This is a genomic window from Enterobacter sp. 22499 (genome assembly GCF_052044815.1).
GTDB classification, from domain to species: Bacteria; Pseudomonadota; Gammaproteobacteria; order Enterobacterales; family Enterobacteriaceae; genus Enterobacter; species Enterobacter bugandensis.
Genome location: NZ_JBQENR010000001.1, coordinates 207,834 through 225,490 on the forward strand (window position 1 = coordinate 207,834; position 17,657 = coordinate 225,490).

The 17,657-nt window shown below is 57.1% G+C and carries 18 protein-coding genes; 10 read left to right on the forward strand and 8 right to left on the reverse strand.

Going from position 1 to position 17,657, the window contains the following annotated elements:
• Positions 1–43: 43 nt before the first annotated feature.
• Complete coding sequence (gene pepT / locus ACTJI7_RS00995) at positions 44–1,273, forward strand: peptidase T (RefSeq protein WP_088205423.1); 1,230 nt, start codon at positions 44–46, stop codon at positions 1,271–1,273.
• On the opposite strand, the gene tehB is transcribed toward pepT, so the two are convergent.
• Together tehB and tehA are read right to left on the reverse strand one after the other, a co-directional pair.
• Positions 1,270–1,863, reverse strand: coding sequence for a tellurite resistance methyltransferase TehB (gene tehB, locus ACTJI7_RS01000; protein ID WP_028013116.1), 594 nt, complete (start codon positions 1,861–1,863; stop codon positions 1,270–1,272). The genes pepT and tehB overlap by 4 nt on opposite strands.
• Positions 1,863–2,864 (reverse strand): dicarboxylate transporter/tellurite-resistance protein TehA, encoded by a 1,002-nt coding sequence (gene tehA, locus ACTJI7_RS01005; protein ID WP_041910036.1) that lies wholly within the window; start codon positions 2,862–2,864, stop codon positions 1,863–1,865. The genes tehB and tehA overlap by 1 nt, the downstream gene beginning before the upstream one ends.
• A gap of 122 nt (positions 2,865–2,986) precedes the next feature.
• On the opposite strand from tehA, the gene ydcK reads away from it, so the two are divergent.
• Complete coding sequence (gene ydcK / locus ACTJI7_RS01010; RefSeq protein ID WP_048958177.1) at positions 2,987–3,967, forward strand: YdcK family protein; 981 nt, start codon at positions 2,987–2,989, stop codon at positions 3,965–3,967.
• On the opposite strand, the gene rimL is transcribed toward ydcK, so the two are convergent.
• From rimL to ACTJI7_RS01030, 4 genes are all read right to left on the reverse strand, one after another.
• Entirely contained in the window at positions 3,962–4,510 is a 549-nt protein-coding gene (gene rimL / locus ACTJI7_RS01015) for a 50S ribosomal protein L7/L12-serine acetyltransferase (protein WP_063154044.1), read from the reverse strand. The genes ydcK and rimL overlap by 6 nt on opposite strands.
• A gap of 45 nt (positions 4,511–4,555) precedes the next feature.
• Positions 4,556–6,211 carry a glucan biosynthesis protein D gene (locus ACTJI7_RS01020; protein ID WP_045260490.1) on the reverse strand — a complete coding sequence of 552 codons (1,656 nt, stop codon included), beginning with the start codon at positions 6,209–6,211 and terminating at the stop codon, positions 4,556–4,558.
• Between the two features lie 242 nt (positions 6,212–6,453).
• Positions 6,454–7,227 carry a transporter substrate-binding domain-containing protein gene (locus ACTJI7_RS01025; protein ID WP_025756391.1) on the reverse strand — a complete coding sequence of 258 codons (774 nt, stop codon included), beginning with the start codon at positions 7,225–7,227 and terminating at the stop codon, positions 6,454–6,456.
• Positions 7,228–7,237: 10 nt separating this feature from the next.
• Entirely contained in the window at positions 7,238–8,407 is a 1,170-nt protein-coding gene (locus tag ACTJI7_RS01030; protein WP_047368528.1) for a pyridoxal phosphate-dependent aminotransferase, read from the reverse strand.
• 114 nt (positions 8,408–8,521) lie between these two features.
• On the opposite strand from ACTJI7_RS01030, the gene ACTJI7_RS01035 reads away from it, so the two are divergent.
• Positions 8,522–9,364: a LysR family transcriptional regulator gene (locus ACTJI7_RS01035; RefSeq protein WP_063154040.1), complete on the forward strand. Its 843-nt coding sequence runs from the start codon at positions 8,522–8,524 to the stop codon at positions 9,362–9,364.
• Here the strand turns inward: ACTJI7_RS01035 and ACTJI7_RS01040 are convergent.
• Both ACTJI7_RS01040 and hglS read right to left on the reverse strand, forming a co-directional pair.
• Positions 9,351–10,856 carry a carboxylesterase/lipase family protein gene (locus tag ACTJI7_RS01040; RefSeq protein ID WP_100170316.1) on the reverse strand — a complete coding sequence of 502 codons (1,506 nt, stop codon included), beginning with the start codon at positions 10,854–10,856 and terminating at the stop codon, positions 9,351–9,353. The two genes, ACTJI7_RS01035 and ACTJI7_RS01040, sit on opposite strands and share 14 nt — an antisense overlap.
• 43 nt (positions 10,857–10,899) lie before the next feature.
• Positions 10,900–12,243 carry a 2-oxoadipate dioxygenase/decarboxylase HglS gene (gene hglS, locus ACTJI7_RS01045; RefSeq protein WP_440669519.1) on the reverse strand — a complete coding sequence of 448 codons (1,344 nt, stop codon included), beginning with the start codon at positions 12,241–12,243 and terminating at the stop codon, positions 10,900–10,902.
• Positions 12,244–12,749: 506 nt separating this feature from the next.
• Here hglS and ACTJI7_RS01050 point away from each other — a divergent pair.
• From ACTJI7_RS01050 to cydB, 7 genes are all read left to right on the forward strand, one after another.
• The gene (locus ACTJI7_RS01050) at positions 12,750–12,935 is read left to right on the forward strand and encodes a general stress protein (RefSeq protein ID WP_004150795.1); all 186 of its coding nucleotides are present in this window, start codon (positions 12,750–12,752) and stop codon (positions 12,933–12,935) included.
• A gap of 94 nt (positions 12,936–13,029) precedes the next feature.
• Positions 13,030–13,524, forward strand: a complete 495-nt coding sequence (locus tag ACTJI7_RS01055; RefSeq protein ID WP_008502272.1) for a YciE/YciF ferroxidase family protein — start codon at positions 13,030–13,032, stop codon at positions 13,522–13,524.
• A gap of 23 nt (positions 13,525–13,547) precedes the next feature.
• Positions 13,548–13,751: a hypothetical protein gene (locus tag ACTJI7_RS01060; RefSeq protein ID WP_008502273.1), complete on the forward strand. Its 204-nt coding sequence runs from the start codon at positions 13,548–13,550 to the stop codon at positions 13,749–13,751.
• Positions 13,752–13,776: 25 nt separating this feature from the next.
• Positions 13,777–14,283 carry a ferritin-like domain-containing protein gene (locus ACTJI7_RS01065; protein ID WP_028013107.1) on the forward strand — a complete coding sequence of 169 codons (507 nt, stop codon included), beginning with the start codon at positions 13,777–13,779 and terminating at the stop codon, positions 14,281–14,283.
• Between the two features lie 17 nt (positions 14,284–14,300).
• A complete protein-coding gene (locus ACTJI7_RS01070) occupies positions 14,301–15,173 on the forward strand; it encodes a manganese catalase family protein (protein ID WP_028013106.1) in 873 nt (290 codons plus the stop codon).
• A gap of 67 nt (positions 15,174–15,240) precedes the next feature.
• Positions 15,241–16,644, forward strand: a complete 1,404-nt coding sequence (locus ACTJI7_RS01075; protein ID WP_028013105.1) for a cytochrome ubiquinol oxidase subunit I — start codon at positions 15,241–15,243, stop codon at positions 16,642–16,644.
• Entirely contained in the window at positions 16,644–17,654 is a 1,011-nt protein-coding gene (gene cydB, locus ACTJI7_RS01080) for a cytochrome d ubiquinol oxidase subunit II (RefSeq protein ID WP_028013104.1), read from the forward strand. The genes ACTJI7_RS01075 and cydB overlap by 1 nt, the downstream gene beginning before the upstream one ends.
• Positions 17,655–17,657 lie beyond the last annotated feature (3 nt).

Below are 17,657 nucleotides of genomic sequence, written 5' to 3' on the forward strand. Positions count from 1 at the left end.
TGAAGTGGCAAACACCCGAAAAATAAATAAGGAAGAAAACACTATGGGCTCGCCGCTTTCCAGACAATTAACGCACCGTTTTTTCCGCTATCTTGCGATTACCAGCCAGAGCGATCCGAAAGTAAAAACTCTGCCCTCGACGCCGGGCCAGCACGACATGGCGCGAGAGCTGGCGCAGGAGCTGGCGCAGCTGGGTTTAGACGACATCGTGATTGACGAATTCGCGACCGTGACGGCAGTGAAAAAGGGCAACGTGCCCGGCGCACCGCGCATCGGCTTTATTACCCACATTGATACGGTAGACGTCGGTTTATCACCGAATATTCATCCACAAATATTAACGTTTAATGGTGAAGATCTCTGTCTGAATAAGGAAAAAGACATCTGGCTGCGCGTGAACGAACACCCGGAAATTTTGGCTTATCCGAATGAGGAGATTATTTTCAGCGACGGTACCAGCGTATTGGGCGCAGACAATAAAGCGGCGGTGACGGTGGTAATGACCGTACTGGAAAACCTCACCGCTGCGCATCAGCATGGCGACATTGTGGTCGCGTTTGTGCCCGACGAAGAGATTGGCCTGAACGGCGCCAAGGCGTTGGATCTGAAACGCTTCGACGTGGACTTTGCCTGGACCATCGACTGCTGTGAGCTGGGAGAAATTGTTTACGAGAATTTTAACGCGGCAGCGGCAGAGATCCACTTCACCGGCGTGACGGCGCACCCGATGTCCGCCAAAGGGGTACTGGTGAACCCGTTATTGATGGCGACCGACTTCATCAGCCATTTCGACCGCCAGCAAACCCCGGAGTGCACCGAGGGCCGCGAGGGCTATATCTGGTTTAACGGCATTCAGGCCGGACAGAACGACGCCGTGCTAAAGGCTAATATTCGCGATTTTGATAAAGCCAGCTTTGACGCCCGCAAGCAGCAGATTGCGGACGTCGCCGCGCTGATTGCCGCCCAACACCCGACGGCGAAGGTCGACTATCGCATTGAAGATACCTACAGCAACATCAGCAATGCGATTGGTGAAGACCGGCGCGCCATCGACCTGATGTTTGAGGCGATGGAATCGCTCGGCATCACCCCAAAACCGATCCCTATGCGCGGCGGCACGGACGGTGCGGCGCTGTCGGCAAAAGGGCTACTCACCCCGAACTTCTTCACCGGCGCGCATAATTTCCACTCGAAGTTTGAGTTCCTGCCGCTGTCGTCGTTCGAGGCGTCTTACAAGACTGCCCTGCAGATCTGCCTGCTGGCCGCCCGTTAAGCGGGCTTGCGCGCCAGCATGGTGGCAAAGCGCAGCTTGATGCGGTTGCCGTTTTCATCGGTGCGATGCAGTTCGCCAACCTCTTCGTTGTATTTGAGCAGCTCCCAGCCTTCGTAGTAGCTGCTCAGCTCACCGCTTTTGAACGCAAACGGGAAGCCGACGGTGCACGGGTAATCCGCCGTGTCCATCGCGGCAACGATCAGGTTGTAGCCGCCGGGTTTGGTGCAGCGCTGCATGTTGGCGATAAGGCCCGGGATGGTTTTCGCCTCCAGGAACATCAGCACCACGGTGGAGAGAATAAAGTCGTACTCGCCGTCAAAGCTCAGGCTGTTAAGATCTTTGACGGCAGTGTGCAGATTCTCAATCCCTTCTGCCGCCTTGATACGCTCAATGTTATCAACGCTCATCGGGTTTTTATCCCAGGCGGTCACCTCGTGGCCGTTGGCCGCCAGGTAAAGGCTGTTGCGGCCATTTCCGCAGCCCAGATCCAATGTCTTGCCGGGCTTTACGATCCCCGCGCTGTACAGCACCTCTGAATGCGTACGGGTTAAGCCATATTTCTCTGTAAAGTAATTTTCATCGACAGCCATTATTTTTCCTCAGATTGCATAAGCAGTGCCTTATCAGTGCGCACCAGAAGTTTGCCCTGAATCAGCAGAATAAACGTACGGACCAACAGCATCCCAATGATGAGATTGGTAAAGATAAACAGCGGCACGGCAATGGCGTGGAAGAATCCAGACGAACTGCCGTGACCCAGATGCAGCCCGGTGGTAGCCAGAGCCGACACGCCAAACGAGAAACTCCAGAAGGAGGCATTAAACGGCTGAGACACATACCACGGCAGCAGGCGCAGCATAAAGAGCAACTGCAACAGGCCGTAGCCGAACAGCATTTTGGCGAAGGTGTCGGCTTCCCCACCGTTGACGCTAAACCAGGCGCTGCACGCCACCAGCGCGGGCGCCAGCTGAATGCCTAAAGCGGTGCGCTGCGCGGTGGGAAGCTCCCCGGCGCTGCGAAGACGCTGGAGGATCACCGGCTCCAGGCTGAGCCAGGAAAAGACGCCCGCGCCGAGAAAAACGAGCCCTGCATCGTTGAACCCCAGAGCACCGCACGCCATCGCGCTGATGAAATTATTCGCCACCGTCGGCAGATACAATCCGGGCGTGGTAGCCTCCTGCGGGTGCCTGCCTCGCCAGAGCCCGGCGCTTTGCCAGGCGGAATAAGCAAGCTGTAACACCACGCCCACGCCGAACAGCGCCAGCGATACCGGGCGGAACCAGGGCACAAAACCGATGGCGACCAGCATGGTGGTAGCCGGAAAAAGGCTGACGAAGCTGCTCATTACCGGGTGGCGCATCTCTGCCAGCACGCTGTGCGGGAAACGGATCGCACGGGTAATAAACGCCGTCGTCAGTAAAAACCAGCAGGCAACTGCGAGAGCGACCAGAATCTCACCCGGCCAGCGCGTCACCGGCCACAGGGTGCTGGCGTATCGCCAGGCGAAACCCATGCCGATGATGCCCAGCACCATGCCAAAATAGCCTGCGGGAAGGTTAAGCGCCTGTTCAGGTTTGTTTAATTTATCCATTAATTTGAATTTTTAAAATGTATTTTAAATGCCATTTTAAGGGGTTTCAGCAACGGATGCCAGCACAACGGAAAGCCGAAAGTTTGCTACGTTTAGTGAAGACGCATATCAGGGACCCCACGATGAATAAGTATCGGCTCAGCGATGAAACCCGGCTCTGGCAATGGAAAAATGGCGAAACATCCCACTCAACGACGCTGCGGCAGATTATCGCTACGGTGGACTTTAACGATGTGAAGGCCGGCACGAAAGGCGGCTGGATTGACGATGAGCGCGCCCTTGCGCAGGACGGAGACTGCTGGATCTACGATGAAAACAGCGTGGTATTCGCTGGCGCAACCGTGTCCGGGAACGCGCGCCTGACCCTGCCGTGCACCGTCAGCCATGACGCGCATATCGGCGATAACTGCTGGCTTGACGCCGCAGAGGTCAGCCACGGGGCGCGAATAAGTGACAACGTCACTATTCAGCACTCCTGCGTGCGGGGTGAGTGCCATCTCTACGGCGATGCGCGCGTGCTGCACAACAGCGTCATCATTGCCGCTAAAGGACTCACGCCGGACCACGACCAGATCCTGCAAATCTACGGCAAGGCGACGGTAAGCCGATCGCGCATTGTGCATCAGGCACAAATATACGGCGAGGCGATGGTGAATAACGCGTTTGTTGAGCACCGCGCCGAAGTGTTCGACTGCGCGATCCTCGAAGGTAACGAACTCAACAACGTCTGGGTGTGCGACTGCGCCAAAGTGTACGGCAACGCCCGCGTGATAGCCGGTTTCGACGATGACGCCATCCCTACCCTGCGCTACAGCTCTCAGATTGCCGAGAACGCCGTGGTGGAAGGAAACTGCATCATCAAGCACCACGTCCTGATCGGCGGTCAGGCATGGCTGCGCGGCGGGCCGATCATGCTGGATGATAAAGTGGTGATTCAGGGACGCGCGCGGATCAGCGGCGACGTGCTGATTGAGCATCGGGTAGAAATCACCGACGATGCGGTGATAGAGGCCTTTGCTGGTGAGAGCATTCACCTGCGCGGTGAAAAGGTGATCAACGGCGACCAGCGCATCACCCGCACGCCGCTGCTGGGGGCGCTATAGGGTATAAATTTTGCCGTAGATGTTCACATCGTCATAGACGCCATTGAGGTATTCCGCTTCCCGCAGGCACCCTTCCAGCGTAAAACCGTTGCGCAGGGCCACGCTGTTGCTGTGCTGATTCGCCACCCGACACTTGATCACAAAACGGCGGATCTCACCGCTCTCAGCGTAGTAGCGCATAAACGCCTGCAGCGACTGCGAGAGGATCCCCTGCCCCTGGTGTGCTTCATCCAGCCAGTAGCCGATGTACGCGGCTTTGTTGGCAGGCTCAATCGCATTAAACGACAGTACGCCGACCAGCGCATCCTCCCTGAAGATCAAAAACATTTTGGCGTAGCCGCGCTGGTGCAGCATCTGGTTACTCTGCACGTTGCGTCGGGTATCGTCCTCGCTGCCCACGTGCTGCGCCCAGTCAAAGGCGGTTTGCAGATAGGCTCTGTTTTTGACGACGAGGTTATGCAGTTCGGCGGTGTAACGCTCTTCGACGGCGCGAAGCTCGAGCGCGTCAGATACGGGAATAGTTTCGGATTGTGTTGCGGTCATTGCCCCTCACCCTAACCCTCTCCCACAGGGAGAGGGAATCGATCGTTAACGCATTACCCGGTCATCAACGTAATGACGTTTATCCGGCGCTGGCGGGAAATACTGATACAGCCAGGTTTCGCTGATGGCATCGCCCTGGCAGCGCAGGAACAGGCGCATATCCACCGGCTCCGTCGAATCCGACGTTGGGTACCAGTCAAACAGAATGCGATACCCGTCAAACGGCTCAACATAAAGGATCTCAACCTGCTTCGCTTCACCGCTGGAGAGCGTAATCACCGGCTCAATGCCTTTTGGCGCAGCGGCCTTCAGGTCGCCGCCGACGAAATCAATCGCAAAGCGACGGGCCCACACTTTCGGATAGTGTTCGCCCGGCGCCCAGCCCTCCGGGAATCCGCCCATGCCGGTGCGGGTCGCGTAAACGTTGGCCAGCGGGGAACGCACCGGCGGCTGCGCGCTCCAGTAGAGACGATATTTAAAGTCCAGTTCGTCGCCCGCTTTCACCGGTTTTTCCGGCTGCCAGAAGCAGACCACGTTATCCAGCGTTTCACCAGTGGTTGGGATCTCCATCAGCGCGATAGATCCTTTCCCCCAGTCGTTGCGCGGCTCAACCCACAGGCTCGGGCGCTTGTTATACCAGCCCATCACGTCCTGATAGTGGGAGAAATCGCGATCGAGCTGCAGCAGGCCGAACCCTTTCGGGTTTTTGTCCAGATAGGCATTAAACTGCAGCTTCTGCGGGTTATTGAGCGGACGGCAGATCCACTCCCCGTTGCCGCGCCACATTGCCAGGCGGTCGGAGTCGTGGATTTGCGGGTGAATGGTGTCGCACATGCGGCGTTCGTTGTTGCCGCAACTGAACATGCTGGTCATCGGCGCGATGCCCAGCTGCTTAATGTCCTTACGTGCGTAGAGGTGGTTTTCCACCTCCATGATCACCTGGCTCTTCTCGCAGTGGATCACGAATTTATAGGCACCGGTGACGCTCGGGCTGTCCAGCAGCGTATAGACGGTAAAGGTGGTATCGCCAGGCTTGACGGTTTCAAACCAGAAGGAGGTGAAGTCCGGGAACTCTTCCGGGGTGTCGGTAAAGGTATCTACCGCCAGACCGCGCGCGGAAAGCCCGTACTGGTAGGTGTCGTCCACCGCGCGGAAATAGCTCGCCCCGAGGAAAGAGACAATATCGCGGCGCGCCAGCTCAGGCGCTTTAAAGGCGCGGAAGCCCGCGAAGCCGAGATCGCTTTGCCCTTCCAGCTGTTTGGTATCGACACCCGTGTCACCGTAGCTGAACAGCTCAGGGCGGAAGTGGATCTCGCGCGCCATAGAAGTAGACTGGTCCAGCGAGAACATCCGCACGCGGCGGCGGAACCCCATTCCCATATGGAAGAACTGCACGTCCAGCTGACGCCCTTCAATGTTGTTCCACAGAGACTGTTTTTCATCGTAGCGGATGGCGTTATACGCCTGCGGCGTCATGGTCGCCAGCGTCTCCGGCAGCGGACGCGGCGCGCCACCCCACGGGGTTTTCGCCAGGTCATGCGCCATGGATTGCAGTACGGAGAAGTCAAACCGACGGCTCTGACCGTCAGCGATGTCAGAGTCAGCCGCATATGCCGCTTTGGAAAACAGGGAAGCAAGGCCGGAGGTGCCGCTCAGGGCTGCCACAGCCAGCGAGCCTTTTAGAAAACGTCTGCGATTCATGCCTGGAAAAACGTCCTTATGGTCGTGTGAATGTGTTTCGCGCTCGGCGAAATGACGGCAAGAAAGAACGCACAGCCTAAACAAAAATGGTTAAGAATCCAATTGTTGGCCGGTGATTATCTGAACAAAGTGAGAAATATTTTCTGTCGACCAGAACGGCCCGAAAGTGGTGTAAAGAAAGCCTGGAAAATGTGTAGAAAAATGCCCCGTCAGGACATCAGCTGACGGGGCCAATGAGGCGGTTATTTTACGCTGACATCGATACCCGGGAAGTACTTATCAGCGAGTTTGGCGATCGTGCCGTCGGCACGTACTTTATCAATGGCGGCATCAAGCTGCTTTTTGGTGGCCTCGTCACCTTTGCGCAACCCAAAGCCGATCCCACTGCCGAGGATTGTGTCGTCAGACACCGGTTTGCCGATGAAGCCAAACCCTTTTCCCTGCGGCTTGCTGAGGAAACCCGCCTGCCCGGCCGCGGACATGACCAGCGAGGCGTCAATGCGGCCATTCAGCAGGTCACCCCAGGCCATATTCTGATCTTTATAGGACACCACGGTGACACCCTGCTTTTCCCAGTGCTCTTTGGCATAGGTTTCCTGAATCGACCCCTGCAGCACGCCGATGGTTTTCCCCTTCAGCCCTTCAGGCGTCGCTTCGACCGCCGTACCGGCCTTGCCGACCAGCTGAGACGGAATGCGGTAGATCGGCTGGGTAAAATCGATGCTCTTGCGGCGCTGCTCGGTAATGTTCATCGCCGAATTGATGGCGTCAAACTTCTTCGCCACCAGCCCCGGGATCAGCGCGTCAAACGAGGTTTCGACCCAGCTGCACTTCAGCGCTGCCGCTTTGCAGATGGCATTTCCCAGCTCAACGTCAAACCCTTCCAGTTCGCCTGCCGCATTACGGCTTTCAAACGGCGGATATTCCGCTTCCAGACCGTAGCGCAGCTCGGTGGCCGCGAAGGAGGAAAAGGTACACAGCAATCCCATGCCGACAACTAACGCGCGTAATTTCATTTCATACTCCTTAGCGTGGTTTAACCCGACACAGGGCCTGGGCACCTGCCCGTAACGTCGCCTCATCTTTCGCAAAAGAGAGGCGAATCAATTTATTATCCGTGCCGTCGGCATAAAACGCCGACAGCGGAATGGTGGCAACACCGTACTCAACAATCAGCCGCTTCACCAGCTCGCTGTCGCGCTCGTCGCTAAACTGGCTGTAGTCCGCCAGCATAAAGAACGACCCGGCGCTCGGCAGCAGGGTAAACGGCGAATCGGCCAGCAGGCCGTGCAGCAGATCGCGCTTACGCTGGTAAAACGCCGACAGCGACAGCCAGGTTTGCGGATCGGTCATGTGTTCTGCAAACGCGTATTGCATTGGCGTATCGGCAGAGAACATCAAAAATTGATGGACTTTACATATCTCGTCCATCAGCTCTGCGGGCGCCACACAATAACCCACGCGCCAGCCGGTGACGTGATAGGTTTTTCCGAAAGAAGAAATAATCACGCTACGTTCCGCCAGCTGCGGGTGCGTGGCCATCCCGTGGTGCGGTTCCCCATCAAACACGACGTGTTCATACACTTCGTCAGACAAAATAATGATGTCGGTATTGCGCGTCAGCGCCGCCAGATGCTGCAGGTCATTAGCGGAGAAGACCTGGCCGCTCGGGTTGTGCGGCGTATTGATGATGATCATGCGCGTGCGCGGGGTGATTGCCGCACGGACCTCATCCCAGTTGACGGCAAAATCCGGCACCGTGAGCTTGATGGCGACAGGCGTTGCCCCCTGCAGACGAACAATCGGCGCGTAGCTGTCAAACGACGGCTCAAAGTAGATCACCTCATCGCCAGGGTGCACCAGCCCGCTTATCGCCGAATAGAGCCCTTCGCTGGCGCTGGCGGTGACCAGCACCTCGCTGGCAGGGTTATACTGCGTGCCGTATAGCGCGGCAATCTTATCGGCGATGCGTTCTTTGAGCGGCTGCAGGCCGGTCATCGACGCATACTGGTTATGCCCTGCTTCCATCGCACGGGTAACGCCGGCGATCAGCTTCGGGTCGCAGGAAAAATTCGGTGCCCCCTGAGAAAGGTTGATGGCGTTATGCTGGGCCGAAAGCTGGCCGATAACGGTAAAAATGGTGGTCCCCACGTCTGGCAGCTTGGAGCGCGTTTGCACCGGCGTTCGTAAAGTCATCCTCTTTCCCTTCTCATGGATATTGCATAACTATTCAAACAACAACTCCGTTGCCGGGACAATCGAATTGTTGTCATAATAGCCATGAGAAAAATGCATAGCTGAGGTGTTTCAATGTCACGCCGTTCGCTCCCGCTCAATGCCATCGACGCATTTTTAGTCACCGCGCGTCATCTGAATCTTACCCATGCCGCAGCGGAACTCTGCCTGACGCAGGGGGCCGTGAGCCGTAAGATTGCCTCCCTTGAAGCCTGGTTTGGCTTTCCGCTGTTTGAGCGCCACGCGCGCGGGTTGCGCCTCTCCCCGCAGGGCAGCGCCCTGCTTCCCGAACTGCAGTCCTCCTTCGAACAGCTGCTGAGCGTGGCCGACCAGGCCCGCAGCCAGCACACGGTGATCCGCCTCAAGGCCCCCACCTGCGCGATGCGCTGGCTGGTGCCACGCCTGCTGGAAGTGGAGCGCGAGCAGCCGGATCTGCAGATCGCGCTCACCACCACGACCGATCATAACGTCAATTTCAAAACCGAATCTTACGATGCCGCCATCGTCTTCGGCACGCACATGAGCGCAGGCGATCTGCTGTTCGAAGAGGCGCTGACGCCGGTGTTCAGCCCCGTGCGAGCGGGTGCCGCGCTGGGTTCGCTGACGTTTCTTCATCCGACAAGGGATAAGACAGACTGGTCACTGTGGCTGGCAAATCAGGAAGGTTCGGGCTTTGCTATGCACAAAAATCAACACTTCGATACGATGGATCTCGCCATTACCGCCGCCATTCAGGGGCTGGGCATAGCCATTGCCGACGAAACGCTGGTGGCAGAAGATATCCGCGCCGGAAGGCTAATGCGGCCCTATGAGACCAGCATTAAAACCGGCGCGAGCTACCGGCTGGTGCTGCGCGAAACGCCTTGTCAGGAGAATGGTCTGGCGGCGTTTCGCGCCTGTTTGCTTAATCGAGGCTGACGTGGTGCTTCATTACGCGCTTGAAGAGGCTCATGCGGGCGCGCATAAAGCGGTTTTCAAGCCTGAAACCTGCATGTTTATTCACACCAATACGTAACAGCACGTCCCGCCCTTTGCGGCAGGCGGGCCAGCGCGTCGGCCCGTGAAGGCTGTCATGCGTTCCGGCATCGCGCGCAAAGCTCACCCAGTAATCAGCCACCTGGGCGGCAAACGCCAGATCCCGTTCGTTAACGTACTGGCGCGAAGGCTCTACCTGCCCGAGGGTATCGAACGCGTACGGCACCTCATTGCCGTGCCAGGCACCGTTGATATAGGTGGCGTGTTCCGCTTCGGCCACATAGTCGAACCAGTAGCGCCAGCAAAGCCCGCCGACGCGCTGCTGGGCCTGCATCACCACGTAGCCCATAGTGGTGAAGGCCATGTCGCGGCACACCTGCCTGCCGAGCTCCTCGTCGCCCTTCACGCCCGGATAAAGCAGCTTGATGAGCCCCAGCCCGAAGCGGCGCTCCCGGCGAAGCTTCTGGATCTGCCCGGCGAGATCGACACCAAACACCGCCATCACGCTGGCTTCATCGCTGTTGGAGCCAATCATCACCGGCACGGGATGCTGGCGGGCGGCGAAAAAGACGTCCAGCATCGCCTCCGGCAGAACGCAATCCCCAACGATAGGGGCCGGGGCGACGTTCAGCGGCGCGGTCAGCGGCCAGAACGCCTCGGGCGGGATCGCGCGCAGCTGCTCTGCCGTCGCATTTTCCAACCCGAAGTGGGCGGCCAGCGCTTCCCCTTTTTGCAGGGCCTGCGCGCGCGGCGTATCCGGCAAAGTGTACCCGCTTTGCACTATCGCCTTATGGAATAGTCCTTTCGCCAGCGGCGAGGCCAGCAGCGACAGCACGCTGCGCGCGCCGGCGGATTCACCAAACAGGGTCACGTTATTCGGGTCGCCACCAAACGCGGCAATATTATCCCGCACCCATTCGAGCGCGGCGATCTGGTCCAGCAGGGCAAAATTATGCACCACCCGCTCCTCTTCCCCTTCCAGAGCGGGATGGGCGAAGAAGCCGAGATGGCCGAGACGGTAGTTAATCGTGACGACAACCACCCCGCGGGATGCCAGGGCTTTGCCGTTATACGGCGGCAGGCTTCCGGCACCGATCGTAAACCCACCCCCGTGCAGCCAGACCATGACCGGCAGCGGCCCGGTACGGTCGATAGGGGACCAGACGTTCAGATAGAGGCAGTCTTCAGAAAACTGGCCGGGATCGCCCCCGCCCAGCTCCTGACAATATTCACTGCTTTGCCAGCTTGAGGGCGAAAAGTCGGTAGCTGCACGCACGCCATCCCAGCGTTCCGGCGGCCGGGGTGAGCGCCAGCGCCAGTCGCCAACGGGCGGTGCGGCATAGGGAATACCGCGCCAGAGGTGAACGTTTTCATCGGTTAAACCAGACAGTGCGCCCTGGCGCGTTTCAACCACAGGGGCGGAAGGATTTTGCATAACGACCTTATTTTTTCCATCACACCCCTGAAGAGTAACGATTTCAGAGCAAACCGCAACGCTGTTTGCTGCGCTTTTCCGCCTCCTCGTAGAGCGTAAATTCGTCATACACCGGGCAGCCGAGCGCGGCTTCAAACGCATTGCGGCTGGCATTCCCGTGGCTGCGCGCCTGGGTTTCATTCCCGAGATTGGACTGGAAAATCCCCGCCGCGCTGACCGGAAGGAAATCTTCGTAAATTATCGGCTGGGCCACCACCCACCCGCGCTCGATCAGCGGCTGCGCGTCATCCCCCGGACGAAACGCGTGACGATGGGCCTCTCCCGCCGGGGTCAGGCGATAGCGAAAATACGCCAGCTCCTGACGGCGCAGGAACATTTCGCTGTCCGGGAAGGCGCTGAAAATCTCCCGCAAATGCAGCTGGTGCGTGAGGTTATCTTTTCCGGTTCCGGCCTGGGCCAGCAGGCTATCGTACAGTTCACGGCCTTTCGGGGTCAGTGCCACGCCGCGCTGTTCAATTTCACCGAAGCGCGCGGTGTGGGTGCCTTTATGTTCCCCGGCGAAAAGCACCGGCTCTTCGAGGGCTTTAAAGCTGGTCTGACGCAGCAGGATCGGCACTTCACGACGCGGCGGCCCTTCGATCAGAATTTTGGGCTCAATCCCGTACTTCGGCATCAGCTCCTGCACCCGGTCAATGTCCAGCGTGCGCGGCGTGAGGTGGTTGATATGGCACCCCGGGAAGCAGACCACGTCAGCTATCAGGCGGTGCTCGTTACTCAACGCCAGGTAGGTCTCCTGGTCGACCGTTGCATGACGGTGCCAGCGGAATGTTTCTAACGCTTCCTGCACAAACTCGTGCGCCTGCGCTTCGGTAAAGTGCCCTTCCGACTCATAGAGGTCAATAAGTTCCAGACAGCGCGGCGTAAAGATGTTCCGCTGAGAGAGAATTTCTGCCGCCCGCTCGCGTAACGCCACGTTTTCAATCAGCTCAAGGCGCAGCAGTGAGGTAAAGATACGAAACGGATTGCGGCACAGCGCCGCATCGTCAACCGGACGAAACGCCGTTGAGTGGACCGGTACCCCCGCCTGAGAAAGATCGTAATAGCTGACCGGGAACATGCCCATGATGGCAAACATACGACGCAGGGTGGAAAGCTCTTGTGCCGTACCGACGCGGATCGCCCCGTGACGCTCCACGTTCAGGCGCGCCAGCTCGTCGGCGTTCGCCAGTTGTTCATGTAATAGTGGATTATTTTCCAGAACCGCCAGGTTTACGTCCGCGACCAGCTCAAGCAAGGTGCCGTACTGCGGAACTTCCTGCTGGTACATCGCCGACATAGCCTGCGAAAAATGTTCCCGAATATCATCAGCCGTGATGGTGTTCGCCATGATGTCATGCCTCCAGTGAATATTACCTGGAGTGTAGAGAAGGCCGTTCCTTCCGGGGGGAAGAATTTCTGATTTGTGATCTTAAGACGCCAGTGGTTAAACCGTGTGCTACCGCCCCCTGTCAGCCGCCTCGTCATCTTTTTCCAGGATTTTCCTTATGATTCGTATCGGCTATTTTTTCTAGCCCTTAAGGGGTAATTTTCTCCTAATCACCGCTTGCAAATTATTCGTTTTTGCTAAGCCATTATTATTGGCATCAACCTTCCGCTTTTTAAATGAAACTTAGGACTAATCCGATCATTTGTTTACAAGTCCTTCCCACACTTCCATATTTCCAAACCAAGCGAAGCGCAAACGCAGCAATAATTAAATATAACGCAACCGCTAATGGCGAAACGAATTTGACGTATGCCTCACAGCGACTAGAGTTATTACTCGAACGACGAGTGATACGGAATATTTTCGTATCGTACTGACATAACCAATATATGACTATGAGGTTTAATATGGCAGAGCATCGTGGTGGTTCCGGTAATTTCGCTGAAGACCGTGAAAAAGCATCAGAAGCTGGACGTAAAGGCGGCCAGCACAGCGGTGGTAATTTCAAAAACGATCCGCAACGCGCATCTGAAGCGGGTAAGAAAGGGGGACAGAACAGTCACGGCGGAGGCCGTAAATCTGATAACTCCTGATCTTATTTAGTACTCTTTTAATAAAACCTGAGAGCATGCTGCGGGCTGAAAAGCTCGCAGTACCCTTTCCTTATTTTACCGGAGCGTAATTATTATGAATATGAAAAGTGTTGAGGATGTATTTATTCATCTTCTGTCCGATACCTACAGCGCTGAAAAACAACTTACCCGAGCGTTAAGCAAACTCGCTCGTGCCGCCTCCAGCGAGAAGCTGAGCGCCGCCTTCACCGCGCACCTGGAGGAGACGCAGGGTCAGATTGAACGTATTGACCAGATCGTCGAACAGGAAGACGGTATTAAGCTCAAGCGCATGAAGTGCGTGGCAATGGAAGGCTTAATTGAAGAAGCCAACGAAGTTATCGAAAGTACGGAAAAAAATGAAGTGCGTGATGCCGCGTTAATTGCCGCTGCGCAAAAAGTGGAGCATTACGAAATAGCCAGCTACGGTACCCTTGCGACCCTCGCAGAACAACTGGGCTACAAAAAAGCCGTTAAACTTCTTGCCGAAACGCTGGAAGAAGAGAAAGAGACCGACCTTAAACTCACCGACCTGGCCGTTGGCAATATTAACCAAAAAGCGCAGAAATGACGCGATAAGACAGGTTAAATAAAATGAGCATCAGTCCCAGGACAATTAAACGGTGCCATTTAGCGGCAGCAATAATATGGTTCATTCTCGCTATCCCTTCCGTAATATGGTGGAAGAATAGCGTACTATGGGTCATTATCATCAGCATTTACGCCAATATTGTCGGCCACTTATCTGGCTACAGTGCCGCACGTGCCGATCAGGCTGCTGAAAGTGAGACCAAATAAGCGAACCCCTAATGAGGATACAATGATGAATCACGTAGAACACTACCATGACTGGCTACGCGATGCCCATGCAATGGAAAAGCAAGCCGAATCTATGCTGGAGTCCATGGCCAGCCGTATTGATAATTATCCTGATGTTCGCGCCAGAATTGAGCAACATATTAATGAGACAAAACGGCAAATTACATTGCTGGAGGAAATCCTCGACCGTAATGATATTTCTCGTTCGGTCTTAAAAGACTCGATGAGCAAAATGGCGGCCCTGGGTCAATCTATCGGCGGTATGTTCCCGTCCGATGAGATCGTTAAGGGCTCGATCAGCGGCTATGTCTTCGAACAGTTTGAAATCGCCTGCTACACCTCCCTGCTCGCTGCGGCGAAAAAAGCGGGCGATACCGCCTCTGTGCCTGCCATTGAGACGATCCTCGCAGAAGAGCGCGAAATGGCCGACTGGCTGATTCGCCATATCCCGCAAACGACGGAACAGTTCCTGCTGCGTTCAGACGCAGACGGTGTCGAAGCGAAAAAATAATCCACAGGAGAGTGCCTATGTTTCGACACGTCAAACAGCTGCAATATACGGTTCGCGTCGCCGAACCCAACCCCGGTCTTGCTAACCTTTTACTGGAACAGTTTGGCGGGCCGCAGGGCGAACTGGCTGCCGCCTGCCGTTACTTCACTCAGGGCCTGAGCGATGACGATCCGGGCCGCAAGGATATGCTGATGGATATCGCCACCGAGGAGCTAAGCCACCTCGAAATCATCGGTACGCTGGTTGGTATGCTGAACAAAGGTGCCAAAGGCGCGCTGGCGGAAGGGGTGGAAAATGAGGCTGAACTGTATCGGTCCATGACCGAAAACGGTAACGACAGCCACATCACCTCCCTGCTCTACGGCGGCGGTACCCCGCTCACTAACTCGGCGGGCGTGCCCTGGACGGCAGCCTACGTCGATACCATCGGCGAGCCGACGGCGGATCTGCGCTCGAACGTGGCGGCAGAGGCCAGGGCGAAAATCATCTATGAACGGCTGATTAACGTCACTGACGATCCCGGAGTGAAGGACGCGCTGGCGTTTCTGATGACGCGTGAGGCGGCGCATCAGCTCTCCTTTGAGAAGGCGCTGCAGTCCATTCGTAACAATTTCCCGCCGGGAAAACTGCCGCCAATCGAGGAATTCACCAACAAGTACTACAATATGTCTGAAGGTGGAGAGGTTCGCGGAAGCTGGAACAGCGATAAGCACTTTGATTACGTTGAGTCCCCCCAGCCTGCGGTTGATGGCGGAGACGGTAGCGCCAGCGTGACGCTCACAGCTGAACAGGCAACCCTGGTTAAGGCGATGTCTGCCCGCACCAAGTCCGATCCCCATTCCGACCCGCTGACCGGTGCCGAGCTGGGTGCCGGAAAGAGTAAACCGTAATCGGTTTTGCCGGGCATCCTGACCTGCCCGGCAATTCTCGTGCCCCATCGCTTCAGAGGTACGGACCATGTTCGAACTTGATGCATTTCATCTCGCCAGAATTCAGTTCGCATTTACCGTCTCGTTTCACATTCTTTTCCCGGCGATCACCATCGGTCTTGCCAGCTATCTGGTCGTGCTTGAAGGCATGTGGCTGCGCACCAAAAACGACGTCTGGCGCTCGCTGTACCACTTCTGGCTCAAGATATTTGCCGTTAACTTCGGGATGGGTGTCGTTTCCGGGCTGGTCATGGCGTATCAGTTCGGCACCAACTGGAGCGGGTTCTCCCAGTTCGCAGGCAGTATTACCGGTCCCCTGCTGACCTACGAGGTGTTAACCGCCTTCTTCCTGGAAGCTGGCTTTCTTGGCGTAATGATGTTCGGCTGGAACAAGGTCGGCCCTGGGCTGCACTTCTTTTCAACCTGCATGGTGGCGCTCGGCACGCTGATGTCGACCTTCTGGATCCTCGCCTCAAACAGCTGGATGCACACCCCGCAGGGTTTTACTATCGAGAACGGGCAGGTCATTCCGCAGGACTGGCTGGCGATTATCTTTAACCCCTCCTTCCCTTACCGCCTGATTCATATGGCCATCGCCGCATTTCTGAGCAGCGCGCTGTTTGTCGGCGCGTCGGGCGCATGGCACCTGCTGCGCGGTAACGATACCCCTGCCATACGCACCATGTTCTCCATGGCGATGTGGATGGCGCTGCTGGTTGCCCCCATTCAGGCCGTCGTGGGCGATATGCACGGTCTGAACACGCTTGAGCATCAGCCAGCCAAAATTGCCGCCATAGAGGGGCACTGGGAAAATCCGCCCGGCGAGGCCACGCCGCTGCTGCTGTTTGGCCTGCCCGATATGGACGAGGAGCGCACCAAATACGGTCTTGAAATTCCCGCGCTCGGCAGCCTTATCCTGACGCACAGCCTCGATAAGCAGGTCCCGGCGCTGAAGGACTTCCCGAAAGAGGATCGCCCAAACTCGACCATCGTCTTCTGGTCGTTTCGCATCATGGTCGGAATGGGCCTGCTGATGATTACCCTCGGTCTGGTCAGCCTCTGGCTACGCTATCGCCACCGGCTCTACCACTCGCGTCCGTTTCAGTGGTTTGCCCTCTGCATGGGGCCCGCGGGTCTGGTGGCGCTGCTCGCCGGTTGGGTGACCACCGAAGTGGGCCGCCAGCCGTGGGTGGTTTACGGTTATCTGCGCACGATTGACGCGGTCTCCCTGCACAGCACCCTGCAGATGAGCATCAGCCTGCTGGCGTTCTTCGTTGTCTACTCGTCGGTGTTTGGCGTGGGCTATGTGTACCTCATCCGGCTGATTAAGAAAGGCCCGCAGCCCGTCGATACGCTGACGTCAAACACGTCGGGCACCCCCGCCCGTCCACTGTCTGCCGCGGAGTCTGTTCCGGAACAGGAGAGAAACTGATGGGCGTCGATATCTCTGTTATCTGGTTTGCCATCATCGTCTTTGCCACGCTGATGTACATCATTATGGATGGCTTTGATTTGGGCATCGGCCTGCTGTTTAACTTCGTGGGCGATGCGAAAGAGCGCGATGTGATGGTCAACAGCGTAGCGCCCGTATGGGACGGCAACGAGACCTGGCTGGTGCTCGGCGGCGCGGGGCTGTTCGGCGCGTTCCCGCTGGCTTACGCGGTGATCATTGATGCGCTCACTATCCCCCTTACCGCGATGCTGATCGGTCTCATCTTTCGCGGCGTCGCCTTTGAGTTTCGTTTTAAAGCGACGCCTTCGCACCGCAAGTTCTGGGACTACTCCTTCGCCGGTGGCTCTCTGCTCGCCACCTTCAGCCAGGGGATCGTCGTGGGGGCGGTGATCAACGGCTTTGAGGTTGAGGGCAGACGCTTTGTGGGCTCGCCGCTTGACTGGCTGACGCCCTTTAACCTTTTCTGCGGTATCGGCCTGGTGGTCGCCTACACGCTGCTGGGCACCACCTGGCTTATCATGAAAAGTGAAGGCGCCCTGCAACGCCGCATGCGCGAGCTAACCCGCCACGTGCTGCTGGCCCTGATGGTGGTGATCGCGGTTGTCAGCGTCTGGACGCCGCTCGGCTGGCAGTACGTGGCCGACCGTTGGTTTACCCTGCCCAACTTCTTCTGGTTCCTGCCGGTTCCCCTGCTGGTAGGCCTGTTTAGCGTGCTGATCTGGCGGCTGACCCGCAACCCGGCCAGCCACTCGCGCCCCTTCCTGCTGACGCTGGGGCTGATCTTCCTCGGATTTAGCGGCCTGGGTATCAGCCTGTGGCCAAACATTATTCCGCCGCGCATCACCCTGTGGGAAGCCGCGGCGCCCCCCGCCAGCCAGCTGTTTATGCTGGTCGGGACCCTGCTGATAATTCCGGTGATTCTGGTGTACACCGCCTGGAGCTACTACGTCTTCCGGGGCAAGGTTTCGGATACTGAAGGCTATCACTGAGGA

Coding starts and splice junctions, on each gene's coding strand:
- ACTJI7_RS01055 (WP_008502272.1), top strand. CDS start 13,030: ATGAATATGAAAAGTGTTGAGGATGTATTTATTCATCTTCTGTCCGAT.
- ACTJI7_RS01070 (WP_028013106.1), top strand. CDS start 14,301: ATGTTTCGACACGTCAAACAGCTGCAATATACGGTTCGCGTCGCCGAA.
- ydcK (WP_048958177.1), top strand. CDS start 2,987: ATGAATAAGTATCGGCTCAGCGATGAAACCCGGCTCTGGCAATGGAAA.
- hglS (WP_440669519.1), bottom strand. CDS start 12,243: ATGGCGAACACCATCACGGCTGATGATATTCGGGAACATTTTTCGCAG.
- rimL (WP_063154044.1), bottom strand. CDS start 4,510: ATGACCGCAACACAATCCGAAACTATTCCCGTATCTGACGCGCTCGAG.
- ACTJI7_RS01075 (WP_028013105.1), top strand. CDS start 15,241: ATGTTCGAACTTGATGCATTTCATCTCGCCAGAATTCAGTTCGCATTT.
- ACTJI7_RS01050 (WP_004150795.1), top strand. CDS start 12,750: ATGGCAGAGCATCGTGGTGGTTCCGGTAATTTCGCTGAAGACCGTGAA.
- cydB (WP_028013104.1), top strand. CDS start 16,644: ATGGGCGTCGATATCTCTGTTATCTGGTTTGCCATCATCGTCTTTGCC.
- ACTJI7_RS01040 (WP_100170316.1), bottom strand. CDS start 10,856: ATGCAAAATCCTTCCGCCCCTGTGGTTGAAACGCGCCAGGGCGCACTG.
- ACTJI7_RS01060 (WP_008502273.1), top strand. CDS start 13,548: ATGAGCATCAGTCCCAGGACAATTAAACGGTGCCATTTAGCGGCAGCA.
- pepT (WP_088205423.1), top strand. CDS start 44: ATGGGCTCGCCGCTTTCCAGACAATTAACGCACCGTTTTTTCCGCTAT.
- ACTJI7_RS01030 (WP_047368528.1), bottom strand. CDS start 8,407: ATGACTTTACGAACGCCGGTGCAAACGCGCTCCAAGCTGCCAGACGTG.
- tehA (WP_041910036.1), bottom strand. CDS start 2,864: ATGGATAAATTAAACAAACCTGAACAGGCGCTTAACCTTCCCGCAGGC.
- ACTJI7_RS01025 (WP_025756391.1), bottom strand. CDS start 7,227: ATGAAATTACGCGCGTTAGTTGTCGGCATGGGATTGCTGTGTACCTTT.
- ACTJI7_RS01020 (WP_045260490.1), bottom strand. CDS start 6,211: ATGAATCGCAGACGTTTTCTAAAAGGCTCGCTGGCTGTGGCAGCCCTG.
- ACTJI7_RS01065 (WP_028013107.1), top strand. CDS start 13,777: ATGAATCACGTAGAACACTACCATGACTGGCTACGCGATGCCCATGCA.
- tehB (WP_028013116.1), bottom strand. CDS start 1,863: ATGGCTGTCGATGAAAATTACTTTACAGAGAAATATGGCTTAACCCGT.
- ACTJI7_RS01035 (WP_063154040.1), top strand. CDS start 8,522: ATGTCACGCCGTTCGCTCCCGCTCAATGCCATCGACGCATTTTTAGTC.